The sequence below is a fragment of the Bradyrhizobium sp. USDA 3240 genome, from assembly GCF_054063295.1.
In genome coordinates this window covers 5,451,391-5,463,801 of the sequence record NZ_JBSSGD010000002.1, presented here as the reverse complement: position 1 = coordinate 5,463,801, position 12,411 = coordinate 5,451,391, and the positions used below count along the sequence as shown (strand labels likewise).

Below are 12,411 nucleotides of genomic sequence, written 5' to 3'. Positions count from 1 at the left end.
TCCCAGTTTGGCGTGAGTGCTCTGATGAACATGATTCTTCCCACCGCCTCGATCTCGGCGACCCCCAACGGCACCACACGTCCCCAGGTGCGCATCGTCATCGTCGGCCATGTCGACCACGGCAAGTCCACTTTGGTGGGCCGCCTGCTGCATGAGACCGGCAGCCTGCCGGACGGCAAGTTGGAGATGCTGAAGGCGGTCAGCGCACGGCGCGGCATGCCGTTCGAATGGTCGTTCCTGCTCGACGCGCTGCAGACCGAGCGCGACCAGGGCATCACCATCGACACCACCCAGATCCGCTTCCGCACCCGCTCGCGCGACGTCGTGCTGATCGACGCGCCCGGCCACGCAGAGTTTCTGCGCAACATGATCACCGGCGCCTCGCAGGCCGACGGCGCGGTGTTGATCATCGACGCGCTCGAAGGCGTCCGCTCGCAGACGCGGCGGCACGGCTATCTCCTGCATCTGCTCGGCGTGAAGCAGGTCGCGGTCGTCGTCAACAAGATGGACCGGGTGGATTTCAGTGCCGAGCGTTTCAAGGAGATCAGCGACGAGATTTCCGCGCATCTGATCGGCCTCGGCGTGACGCCGACCGCCGTGGTCCCGATCTCCGCGCGCGACGGCGACGGCGTCGCCGAACACACGCCGCGGATCGGATGGTACAAGGGTCCGACCGTGGTCGAGGCGCTCGATGCGCTCGAGCCGGCACCGCCGCTGGCGGAGCTGCCGCTGCGGCTGCCGGTGCAGGCGATCTACAAGTTCGACGACCGCCGCATCGTTGCGGGCCGTATCGAGTCCGGCAGCCTGAAGGCCGGCGACGAGATCGTCATCATGCCCACGGGCAAGATCGCGAAGATCAAGACGGTCGAGAGCTGGCCGGTGACGCCGGTGCACGGCCCGCAGGGCGCCGGGCGCTCGGTCGGCATCACGCTCGACCGCGAGCTGTTCCTCGAGCGCGGCGACGTCATTGGACATAGCGGGCAGAGCCCGCGCGACACCCGCCGCATCCGCGCCCGGATCTTCTGGCTGCACGACAAGCCGCTGACCAAGGGCGAGCAGATCCTGATCCGGCTCGGCACCAGGGAGAGCCGCGCCACCGTGGTCGCGATCGAAAAGGCGATCGATCCCGGCGCGCTGTCCAACGAAGAGAACACCGCGATCGCGCGCAACCATGTCGGAGAGATCGACATTTCGCTGGCGCAGCCGGTTGCGACCGATCCCTACACCGACAATCCGCGCACCGGCCGTCTCGTGATCGAGGTCAACGGACGCATCGCCGGCGGCGGCCTCGTGCTGTCGGTCGACGCCGGCCGGCCCGCGGTGCCGATCGACATCGTGCCGGTGGAATCCGCGCTGCGGCCGGACGAGCGCTCGGCGCGCTACCATCACAATGGCGCGGTGATCTGGCTGACCGGCCTGCCCGGCTCGGGCAAGTCGACGCTGGCGCGGGCGCTGGAGCGGCGCCTGTTCGGCAATGGCGGCTCGCCGATCCTGCTCGATGGCGACACCTTCCGCGCCGGGCTGAACAGCGACCTCGGCTTCTCGCCGCAGGATCGCGCTGAAAACATCCGCCGCCTCGCCGAGGTCGCGACCCATCTGGCGCGCAACGGCCATATCGCCATTGTCGCCGCGGTGTCGCCGTCGACCGCCGACCGCGCGGCGGCTCGCCGCATCGCCGACAGCGCGTTCCGCGAAATCTATGTCGCCACGCCTGCCGAGGTCTGCGAGACCCGCGACCCCAAGGGCCATTACGCCAAGGCGCGCTCCGGCGGATTGCCGTCCTTTACCGGCATCACCAACGACTACCAGCCGCCGACCGGCAACGAACTGACCATCGACACCTCGAACCGCTCGGTCAGCGATGCCACCGACGAGATCGAGCGGATGCTGGCCACCACCGGCATCCTGTTCGACGAGCTGACCGACCTCGCGGCGAATATCTGACCTCGCTCACCTGTCGTCGTCCGGCTCGACCGGACGACCCAGTATTCCAGAGACGTCAATGCTTGAGCCGTGAGGCCGCGGCGTACTGGATGCCCCGCTTGAAGCGGGGAATGACGGCGGTGTGGATGCCTATTCCGCCGCGCGTTGGCTTCCAGCTCCGTGCCGCACCATCCCCGGCGATTGCCCGGTGATACGCTTGAAGGCACGGCTGAACGCCGCCTGCGACGCGTAGCCCAGCCGTTGCGCGATCACATCGATCGGCTGGCGTTCATGCTCGATACACTGTGTCGCGAGCCGCATGCGCAGCTCGGCTAGATAGCGCAGCGGCGATTGCCCGGTCATCGACTGGAAGCGCTCGGCAAACAGCGAGCGCGAGCACCCCGCCTCCGCCGCCAGTTCAGCAACCGTCCAGTTGCGGCCGGGAGCGCGATGCAGCGCGCCGAGCGCGCGGCCGAGACGCGGATCGCGCAACGCCTCGAACCAGCCCATGGAATTGTCGCCGCCGCATTCGACCCAGCCACGCACGATCGACGCGGCGAGAACATCGGCGAGCCGCGCCATCACGCCGACGGAACCGGCCCGCGGCGTGCAGGTCTCGCGCTCCATCGCCTTCAGCATCGGTTCGATTTCCGGCTGGCGCACAAGCAAGGTGTCGGCCCGCATCACCTCCGGCATCAGCGCGATCAGCGGGCGCATGCCGCCGAGATCGAAATTCATGCAAGCGCTGAAGACCAGGACCTGATCGTCCTGCGGGCATCCTTCAGGGCAGGCCGATGTCACATCGACATTGCCGCACAGCGTCTCGGTCTCGAAACGATCGACGTCGCAGCTCGGCTCGTCCGGGGTTGAGACGAGATCATGCGCGCCGCCGCGCGGCAGGAAAATCGCGTCACCGCATCCGAGGGGAAGCAGCGTCGCGTCGGCGTAGCGCAGCAGCGCCGTGCCATGCGCAACGAAGTGGAATTGCGCGCGTCCGTACGGCGTCTCGAAGCGAAACCCGAACGGCGCCCGCGTCTCGACCCGACGGTAGTGAACGCCCTCGAGCCGCATCCCGAGCAACAATTCGCTCACCAGATCGACGGCGGTGTCGGTCGTGTCGGCGGCGGGCGATCTGGACGAACGATCAAACATTGGAGTGTTTATGGCATAGATTGTCCAGAACCTCCAGCCTATGTCTGCGGCGCTGCAACATAAGATGGAAGTTTCGGTCAATGGATCAAGAAGTGGACCCCGCTCTGGCGCACGCCGATGTCGTTGCGCTGATGCCGGGCGACGTCGCTCTCAAGGCTGGTGACCAGCCGGCCTCATCGGAAAGGCCCTCCTGGGGCGCCGTCGTCGCCATGATGCTGGGCGTGACCGCACTTCTGACCGCGGAGTTCCTGCCGTCCGGCCTGTTGACGCCGATGGCGAGGGACCTCGGTGTCAGTCCGGGCCTCGCCGGTCAGGCGGTGACCGCGACCTCGCTGGCCGGCCTGGTCGGAGCGTTGTTCACGCCGCGACTGACGCGCAGCTTCAACCGAAAGCCGGTGCTGCTCAGTTTCTCGATTCTGCTCGTCATCTCCAATCTGCTGGTGGCGCTGGCGCCGAGCATCACGTTCCTCCTCGCGGCGCGGATCGTGCTTGGCCTCGCCATTGGCGGCTTTTGGGCGATGGCGGCGGCGACGACGATCAGGCTGGTGCCGCCGTCGCTGGTTGCACGGGCCTTGTCGATCGTGATGAGCGGCATTCCCGCCGCGATGATCATTGCCGTTCCGCTCGGCAGCTATCTCGGCGAGGTGGCGAGCTGGCGCATCGTGTTCCTGCTCGCGACGGCATTGGGCGCAGCGGTGTTTGTCATCCAGGCGCTGGCTTTGCCGCGCTTGGCCCCGAAGGGAGAAGCCGGGCTCGACACCCTGATCGACATCCTGACACGGCCGGGAATCGGCGCCGGCATCTTCGCGGCAACGTTGGTGTTCACCGGACACTTCGGCTATTTCGGCTATATCCGCCCCTTCCTCGAAAGCGTGACCGGGCTCGGCGCCGCCGGCGTCGCGGCGACGTTGCTTGCCTTCGGCGTTGCCAATTATGTCGGCTCCTTCGTGAGCGGGCTGATGGCCGAGCGCAATCTCAAGCTCACGCTGATCGCGATGCCGCTGGCGATCAGCGTGCTCGGTCTGCTGCTCGCGGTCTACGGCAAGGACGTCATTCCGGCGCTGATGCTGGTCGCATTGTGGGGATTTGCCTTCAGCGGCGTACCGGTGGCGACGACGACGTGGATCACCCGCATGGTGCCCGATGAGACCGAAAGCGGCACTGGGCTGACGGTGGCCTCGATCTTCCTCGGCATCACCATGGGCGCGGCGGGCGGCGGGCTGGTGCTCGATTTGATGGGGGCTGCGGCCGTGTTCGTGGCCGGCGCAATTCCCTTGTTGCTCGCCGCATTGCTGATCGCCACCAAGGTGCGGACCAGGGCGCCCTGACCGCGCCCTCGGCCGACGCAGCGCCGAGGAAAGGGGGCCTTCTCAGAACCGTGGCTTTAGGGCTAAAAGAGCCGTGAACGCCGCCCTTTGGCGCGTTTTTTGCTGATTTCTTTCGAAAGCAGCCCCTAAACGCCCCATTTCTTTGAGAAAGCCCATCATGACTCGTGTCGATGCCCATGGATTGAAGATCGCCCCTGTCCTGTTCGATTTCATCGCCAAAGAGGCGACGCCGAAAACCGGGATCGCGCCTGACGCGTTCTGGGCAGGACTCGCCGCCATCATCCAGAAGCTCGGCCCGAAGAACCGCGAGTTGCTCGCGGTCCGCGACGCGCTGCAGACCAAGATCGACGACTGGCATCGCGCCAACAAGGGCAAGGCGTTCGACATCAACGCCTACACCGCATTCCTCAAGGACATCGGCTATCTGCTGCCCGAGCCCGCGACCCACAAGGTCGAGACTGCGAATGTCGACGAGGAAATCGGCAAGATCTGCGGCCCGCAGCTCGTGGTGCCGCTGACCAACGCCCGCTACGCGCTGAACGCCGCCAACGCGCGCTGGGGTTCGCTGTACGACGCCTTCTACGGCACCGACGCGATCCCGCATGATCCGAGCGAGAGCGGCAAGGGCTACAACAAGGCCCGCGGCGACAAGGTGATCGCGAAGGCGAAGGCGTTCCTCGACGCCGCCGTGCCGCTCGCGACCGGAAGCCATACCGACGTGACCTCCTACGCCGTGATCGCAGGCCAGCTCTCGGTCAAGCTGAAGAGCGGCAATTCGACCGCGCTGAAGAATGCCGCCCAGTTCGCCGGATATCTGGGCGAGCCCGCCCAGCCCACCGCGATCCTGCTCGTCAACAACGGCATGCATGTCGAGGTCAAGATCGACCGCAGCAACGTCATCGGCAAGGACGATCCGGCCGGCGTCGCCGACATGATCCTGGAATCGGCGGTCTCGACCATTCTCGACATGGAAGACTCGGTTGCCGCGGTCGACGCCGAGGACAAGGTGCTGGTCTATCGCAACACGCTCGGCCTGATGAACGGCACGCTGTCGGCCGACTTCGACAAGGGCGGCAAGACGCTGACGCGTTCGCTCAATGCCGACCGTGTCTACAAGAAGCCCGACGGCAGCGAGCTGAAGCTGCATGGCCGCAGCCTGCTGCTGATGCGCAATGTCGGCCACCACATGTTCACCGACGCCGTGCTCGACGCCAAGGGCGAGGAGATTCCCGAAGGCCTGCTCGACGCCGCGGTCGCCGGCCTGCTCGCGATCCACGACCTCAAGGGCAATTCCAAGGTCAAGAACAGCCGCACCGGCTCGGCCTACATCGTCAAGCCGAAGATGCACGGCCCCGACGAGGTGACGCTGACCTGCGACCTGTTCGCCGAGGTCGAGAAGATGCTCTCGCTGCCGGAGAACACGCTGAAGGTCGGCATCATGGACGAGGAGCGCCGCACCACGGTCAACCTCAAGGCCTGCATCCAGCGCGCCTCCAAGCGCATCATGTTCATCAACACCGGCTTCCTCGACCGCACCGGCGACGAGATCCACACCTCGATGGAAGCGGGTCCGATGATCCGCAAGAACGACATGAAGGCGCAGCCCTGGATCAAGGCCTATGAGGACTGGAACGTCGACAACGGCCTGATCGACGGCCTGCCCGGCCATGCCCAGATCGGCAAGGGCATGTGGGCGGCGCCCGACAAGATGGCCGACATGCTGACGCAGAAGATCGGCCATCCGCAGGCCGGCGCCACCACCGCCTGGGTGCCGTCGCCGACCGCGGCCACGCTACACGCCCTGCACTACCATCAGGTCAACGTGAGCGCCCGCCAGCAGGAGCTCACCAAGGGCGGGCCGCGCGCAAAGCTCTCCGACATCCTCACCATTCCGGTGTCGCAGTCGAACTGGGCGCCGGACGATGTAAAGCAGGAGATCGACAACAACTGCCAGGGCATCCTCGGCTACGTCGTGCGCTGGATCGACCAGGGCGTCGGCTGCTCCAAGGTGCCCGACATCCACGATGTCGGCCTGATGGAAGACCGCGCCACGCTGCGCATCTCGAGCCAGCATCTGGCGAACTGGCTGCATCAGGGCGTCATCACCAGGGATCAGGTGATGGAATCGCTGAAGCGCATGGCCGTCGTCGTCGACAAGCAGAACGCCGGCGATGCCCTCTACAAGCCAATGGCGCCGGCGTTCGACGGCGTCGCCTTCAAGGCGGCCTGCGACCTCGTGTTCGAAGGACGCACCCAGCCGAACGGATACACCGAATACATCCTCACCGCGCGCCGCCGCGAGGCCAAGGCCACGGGTTGATCCGCGTTCCAGACTACGAGCAAAAGCCCCGGCGATGAGCCGGGGCTTTTTTGTCGGCGCCGCGAGCCTGCCGTCGCAGGGGCGCACTGCCAAAATATCGAAAACAACCCCATGCAAAGTAGCCGGCGGCCGCCGGCCGATACGGCAACTTGACTCGTCGGGCAAATCAGCTCCATATTTCCATTATCCAGAAATCGCGCAGATGGACCTGTGGCCATCCTTCGAGACGCCCGCCGTTGGCGGGCTCCTCAGGATGACGACATGATCGCTCAGCTTGCTCAGTGTCCTCACCCGCGCATGCGGATGATCCGGTATTCCAGAGACGTCGGTGCTTGAACCGAGGAGCCGCGGCGGACTGGATCGCCCGGCCCGTACGCAATTGCGCACAGGCCGGGCGATGACGGGGTGGACGACAAGCAAAGGCCCCGGCCATGAGCCGGGGCTTTTTATTGACGATGCACTGCTGCATCCATGTCATTGCGAGGAGCGAAGCGACGAAGCAATCCATTGCTTCGCTCGCAATGACGAAGCTAGAACACCGCCAAATATTTCAGCAGCGAGACGATGCCGATGATGATGACGACGACGCGCGCGATCTGCTTGGCGCGGCCGTCGAGCGGCAGCATGTTGATGAGATAAAGAACCAAAATGACGACAAGGAAGGTAACGAGTACGCCGACGAGCATGCGGGGCCCCCTGATGGCATCGGTGAATGTGCTGTTCGCCCGGTGCTAACGTGCGAAAGCAAAGCCGGTTCCAGGGAACGGAACCGAAAATGGCCTGCCTTGCGTGAGCGGCGCTATTCGCGCGCCAGCACCGGCGCGCGCTGATACTTGGCACGGATGCGATCCGGCGCCGGCGTGAAGTTGAGCGATGCGCCGCGCCGGTCCGCCCGGCCGACCGACATCAGGCCATCCTTGCCGGCGACGATGTCGCCCTTGCGCAACGTCGGATCGTCCTCGATCTTCACCGCGGCGAGCCCGACAGGGTCCTTGCCGTTGCAGGTGCAGCCCGAGACGATCTCGTCGCGATAGCGGAAGGCGTTCGGCAGCTCGGAATACGGCTTGCCGTCTTCGGTCGCGGCGTTGTCGATGTTGCCGCCATAGACCACTTCGGTCGCACTCGCCGGGCAGAAGCTGTTGCAGCTCTCCGCCTTGCTCTGGTTGCCGGTCGCCGCCAGCGGGAAATAGCGGCCGTCGCAGGTGCGCACGCAATAGGCCTGGCCGCCCTCATAGCGCGCGCGGCGTTCGGCCCGCGGCAAGGGCGCCGGGCCGTCATCGAACGGCATCCGGATCACCGGCGGGCGGCCCTGCATGAAGCCGCCGAACAGCTGCGAAAAGAAATCCTGCGCTTGCGCAGCCGGCGCGAGGGACAGGCCGAGCAATGCCGCTGTCCCGAACGCCAACCGCCTGGAATATCGCTTCACCATCGCCGACCCCTCGCTGCAGCACGCCTCAGTACAACGAGGAAGTCGCCGGGATGTTCATCGCCTGACGGCCGGAGGGCAGCGTCATCACCGCGGGGCGCGGCTGCAGCGGCGCCGGCCGGGCCGAGATCTGCGTCGTGGTCGGGCCGAGTTCGCGTGCGGCGAGGTGCGGCGCGTTCTTCGGCAGCACCACCACCTTGGTCCCGACATCGACCCGGCTGAACAGATCGGCAACGTCTTCGTTGGTCAGGCGAATGCAGCCCGACGACACGAACTTGCCGATCGTCGACGGATCGTTGGTGCCATGGATGCGATACTCGCTGGAGCCGAGATACATCGCGCGGGCGCCGAGCGGGTTACCCGGGCCGCCGGCCATGAAGCGCGGCAGATAGGGCTGGCGTTTGATCATCTCGGCCGGTGGATGCCAGTCCGGCCATTCGGCCTTGCGGCTGATGGTCTGCGTGCCGGCCCAGGTGAAGCCCTCGCGGCCGACGCCGACGCCGTAGCGGATGGCCCGGCCGCCGCCGAGCACGTAATAGAGCGCGGTGTTGCCGGTATCGATGATGACGGTGCCGGGCGCCTCCGGCGTGTTGAGCGCGACGGTGGTGCGGCGCAGCCGCTCCGGTAGCGCGCCGTCCTCGGCGGCCCCGGCCGAAGCATCGTTCATCACCTCGTCGGAGGGGAAAGCACCCGGCTGGGTGGATGAATAGCCGAGCGCAGACGAGCGGACTTGGGCGCTCGCCGAAGTGGCGACAATCAATGGCGTCGCGAGCAGAACGCTGGCGAAGGCAAAGGTGCGCGCGGCGCGCGACGCAAGCCGGCGGCTGGAAAGAAACTGCTGTGTCATGTGCTGCCCCTGAACGGGATGCGCATCATGGTGATGCGATGAGCAACCAACGCGCGTGACTATCAGACAGTTCCGCAGCGAATCGTCGCGAAGCCGCGATTGTCAACCCGCCACATCTCACGAGCGCGCGATGGAACCTTTGCCGGGACAACGCCGTTGTCGTGCGCAATTTGACGCGAAATTCATTTGTCCCCATTCGGGAGGAGTCTGGTGCGCGCCTTTCCGGGTGAACGTATGCTTGGCAACGCGCCCGAAGGCACGCCGCTCCCCGACAGCAAAGCCGAAATGCCACCGATGGTCAGCCGCGCGGAAGTCGTCGCCTTCGCGCTGGTGGCGCTGCTGGTGATTGCCGTGGTGGCGGTGCTCTATCTGGCGCGCCCCATCTTCCTTCCGATCACCATGGCCTTCATCGTCGGCACCATGCTGTCGCCGGCGGCGAGCCTGCTCGAGCGCTACCGGATCCCGCGCGCACTCGGCGCGGTGCTGATCGTGATCGCGGTCGGCGCCGCCGTCAGCTTCATGGTCGGACTGATCGCCTCGCCGGTCATGGATTGGAGCTCGCGGCTGCCCGAGCTCGGCGCGATCCTGAGGCAGAAGCTGCATGTATTCGACCGGCCGCTCGCGCTGTGGCAGGAGCTGCAGAGCATGGTCGGCGGCTCCGACACGCTCGCCAACCTCCAGCTGCCGAAATTCGAATGGGTGCAGCCGGCGCTGGAATTCGTGTCGCCGACCTTCGCCGAATTCCTGCTGTTCATCGCCACCCTGATCCTGTTCATCGCGGGCTGGAAGGATATGCGCCGCGGGCTGGTGATGACCTTCAGCGACCGCGCGGGGCGGCTGCGCGCGCTGCGGATCCTCAACGAGCTCGAGACCCATCTCGGCAATTATCTGCTGACGGTCACCATGATCAATGCCGGCGTCGGCATCGTCACCGGTGCAATCTGCGCGGCGACCGGCACGCCGAACGCGGCGGGGCTCGGCGCACTCGCCGCGACACTGAATTTCATTCCGATCATCGGTCCGGTCGCGATGTTCGTGGTGCTGGTCGCCGTCGGTATCGTCTCGTTGCCGACCATCGGCGCGGGGCTGATCGCGCCGGCGTGCTTTGCCGTCGTGATCTTCATGGAGGGACATTTCGTGACGCCGACGATCGTCGGCCGCAGGCTGTCGCTGAATGCGCTCGCGGTCTTTCTCGCACTCGCATTCTGGACCTGGCTGTGGGGCCCAATGGGCGCCTTCCTGTCGTCGCCGCTGCTGATCGTGGCGTTGATCGTGAAAGAGCATTTGATGCCGGACAATTCGCCGCAGCTCCCTGAGGATTAACAAAGCGTTTCAAGCGAAGTGGGCACGGCTTGCGTGAAGAAAACGCGTCGAACAAGAAAGCCCGGTTTCGCATCTGGAACCTTGCGCGGTGCGAAGCGTTTTTCTCCAGACGCACACGTTCTCCGGGAGCTTTCGATGTCGAGCACGGACAGCGCATTTGGGATCAAGAACATGACCGACAAAGCGACCTACGAACGCCTCGAAAAGGATGTCATTGCCGTGAAGAACGATATCGCAGCCCTCACCGAACAGATCACCGACGCGCTCAATTCGTTTGCCAACAACACAGGCAAGCAGGCCCGCCGCCGCTACAAGGATGTGCGCGCCAGCGCGGAATCGACGCTCGACGACATGTCGGAGCGCGGCAGCGCGATGATGGGCGCGGCGCAGGATGCGGCATCCTCGATCGAGGAATCGCTGGAAGAGGTGATCACGCAGCGGCCGCTGGCGACCGTCGGCCTGGCGCTCGGCCTCGGCTTTTTGATCGGCGTCACCTGGCGGCGCTAGGTGATGCGCAAGCCGCCGCTCTGGACGCGATGGCAGCGCTGGCGCGCCGCCGCCTCGTTTGTCGACGCGCTTTTCAAGGCAAGGCTCAAGGCAGGGCTTTACAGGACAAGGCTGGTCAATGCTTCAGCGGCTGATCGATGACGTCAAGCAATCCACCGGCAGCGCGCTGCGGCTGACCTCGCTTGCGGCCGCCGCCGCGATCGCGTTGTTCGTCACCATCGCCTTCCTGTGCGCGGCCGCCTTCGTCTATGTGTTGCAGCACTATGGTCCGGTGGAGGCGTGCCTGTCTGGCGCCGCGGTGTTCCTGGTCGTCACGCTGATCGCCATCGGCGTCTACACGGCACGCAAGCGCGAGATGCAGAGGCGCGCCGAGAAGGCGGCGAAGGCCGCGAAGTCTGCCGCGGCGACAATGTTCGCCGACCCCGCGTTGATCGCCACCGGCCTGCAGATCGTGCGCGCCATCGGCGTGAAGCGGCTGATCCCGATCCTGGCGGTCGGCGGCCTCGCGCTCGGCCTGATGGCAAGCCGCAGCGCCGCCGGCGGCAGCGAGGCGGAGGAAGAGGAATAGCGTTCTCCATCGGGACGCGAAGCCGACACCGCCCAACCGTCGTCATCGCCCGGCTTGACCGGGCGATTCAGTACGCCGCGGCCCATCGGCTCAGCAATGACCATCTCTGGAATACTGGATCGCCGGTCAAGCCGGGCGACGACATCGTGCAAGAGGTTCTCAGGTCACGCAGCGGCCGGGCTGCAGCAGCTTGGCCACTTCGGTCAGGACGCTGACCACGGGCTCGCAGGCCACCTTGCGGGTATCGCCGGGCCGCGCTCGGGCGGGCGCTGCGGGGTGATTGCGGGCCTCTTCCCGTGCCACGGGAACGCGGACCAGGACCGACGTATCGGGAAGCCGATCAACCTTCAGCGCGACCGTACGGCTCGGCAGGCCGGTCATCGGAACCGCGGCACGGTCGGTCTTGGCGGCGCGATTGACCGCGCTCTCCGGCGCCAATTGGGTGGTGACCTGCTGTCCGCCGATGAGATCGTGGCCGGACGCCAGCTGGACCGCGCTAAGCGTCAGTCCCGCCGCCAACGCAGCGAAAATTCCCTTTTGAATCTTTGACATGGTGATGTCCCTCGCCCCATGGAAATTCCCGTTGGCGATCACGGACACAACGCGAGCGAAACCCGTGGGGTTCTCGCGTCCAGTCATCACTTAACCGTGTACGAAATAATTCTGATTCGCGCGGAACGAGTCCGGGGTCTGCGAGTCATTGGAAGAGCCGGTTATTCCCCCTGCCCCATTGACCGGCGACGTAGGGCGCGACCGTGGTGATGCCGGTCGCGCCCTGCTCTTTTTTCGGCCGTGCCGCGAACGATGCGTCAGCCAACCTGTCACTCATCTCTCGCATTGGAAGTCATGCACAAAGGGATTGGCCCTCCCGCCAGCGAGAGGACCGTCTGCTTAGGCATTGTCGTTTGACGGCATGTCCTGGGACCGAACGACCGTCACTTCGCGGCATGACGCGCAACGACCAACATGAAACTTGATTCCGGTCGTCTGGTCGTCGACGAGCATCAATTCGCTCAA

The 12,411-nt window shown here is 65.5% G+C and carries 11 protein-coding genes; 6 read left to right on the top strand and 5 right to left on the bottom strand.

Going from position 1 to position 12,411, the window contains the following annotated elements:
* The first annotated feature begins 24 nt into the window (after positions 1-24).
* Complete coding sequence (gene cysC / locus ACVIGA_RS26445) at positions 25-1,944, top strand: adenylyl-sulfate kinase (RefSeq protein WP_375777243.1); 1,920 nt, start codon at positions 25-27, stop codon at positions 1,942-1,944.
* A gap of 129 nt (positions 1,945-2,073) precedes the next feature.
* Here the strand turns inward: cysC and ACVIGA_RS26440 are convergent, their stop codons facing one another.
* On the bottom strand, positions 2,074-3,075 hold the full coding sequence (locus tag ACVIGA_RS26440) for an AraC family transcriptional regulator (protein ID WP_456668570.1): 1,002 nt from the start codon (positions 3,073-3,075) through the stop codon (positions 2,074-2,076).
* A gap of 80 nt (positions 3,076-3,155) precedes the next feature.
* Between ACVIGA_RS26440 and ACVIGA_RS26435 the strand changes: the two genes are divergently transcribed.
* A complete protein-coding gene (locus ACVIGA_RS26435; protein ID WP_456668569.1) occupies positions 3,156-4,403 on the top strand; it encodes an MFS transporter in 1,248 nt (415 codons plus the stop codon).
* A gap of 157 nt (positions 4,404-4,560) precedes the next feature.
* Positions 4,561-6,723, top strand: a complete 2,163-nt coding sequence (locus ACVIGA_RS26430) for a malate synthase G (protein WP_456668568.1) — start codon at positions 4,561-4,563, stop codon at positions 6,721-6,723.
* 530 nt (positions 6,724-7,253) lie between these two features.
* Here the strand turns inward: ACVIGA_RS26430 and ACVIGA_RS26425 are convergent.
* The 3 genes from ACVIGA_RS26425 to ACVIGA_RS26415 form a co-directional block, all read right to left on the bottom strand.
* Complete coding sequence (locus ACVIGA_RS26425; RefSeq protein WP_061880958.1) at positions 7,254-7,409, bottom strand: Thivi_2564 family membrane protein; 156 nt, start codon at positions 7,407-7,409, stop codon at positions 7,254-7,256.
* Between the two features lie 113 nt (positions 7,410-7,522).
* Positions 7,523-8,152, bottom strand: a complete 630-nt coding sequence (locus ACVIGA_RS26420; RefSeq protein ID WP_456668567.1) for a DUF2865 domain-containing protein — start codon at positions 8,150-8,152, stop codon at positions 7,523-7,525.
* A gap of 25 nt (positions 8,153-8,177) precedes the next feature.
* Positions 8,178-8,996 carry a L,D-transpeptidase gene (locus tag ACVIGA_RS26415; RefSeq protein WP_456668566.1) on the bottom strand — a complete coding sequence of 273 codons (819 nt, stop codon included), beginning with the start codon at positions 8,994-8,996 and terminating at the stop codon, positions 8,178-8,180.
* Between the two features lie 210 nt (positions 8,997-9,206).
* Between ACVIGA_RS26415 and ACVIGA_RS26410 the strand changes: the two genes are divergently transcribed.
* The 3 genes from ACVIGA_RS26410 to ACVIGA_RS26400 all read left to right on the top strand — a co-directional run bounded on the left by ACVIGA_RS26410 (position 9,207) and on the right by ACVIGA_RS26400 (position 11,394).
* Positions 9,207-10,319 carry an AI-2E family transporter gene (locus ACVIGA_RS26410; protein ID WP_456668565.1) on the top strand — a complete coding sequence of 371 codons (1,113 nt, stop codon included), beginning with the start codon at positions 9,207-9,209 and terminating at the stop codon, positions 10,317-10,319.
* A gap of 135 nt (positions 10,320-10,454) precedes the next feature.
* Entirely contained in the window at positions 10,455-10,826 is a 372-nt protein-coding gene (locus tag ACVIGA_RS26405; RefSeq protein ID WP_456668564.1) for a DUF883 family protein, read from the top strand.
* Between the two features lie 118 nt (positions 10,827-10,944).
* On the top strand, positions 10,945-11,394 hold the full coding sequence (locus ACVIGA_RS26400) for a hypothetical protein (protein ID WP_456668563.1): 450 nt from the start codon (positions 10,945-10,947) through the stop codon (positions 11,392-11,394).
* A 159-nt stretch (positions 11,395-11,553) separates the two neighbouring features.
* On the opposite strand, the gene ACVIGA_RS26395 is transcribed toward ACVIGA_RS26400, so the two are convergent.
* A complete protein-coding gene (locus ACVIGA_RS26395) occupies positions 11,554-11,946 on the bottom strand; it encodes a hypothetical protein (protein ID WP_456668562.1) in 393 nt (130 codons plus the stop codon).
* Between the last annotated feature and the right edge of the window lie 465 nt (positions 11,947-12,411).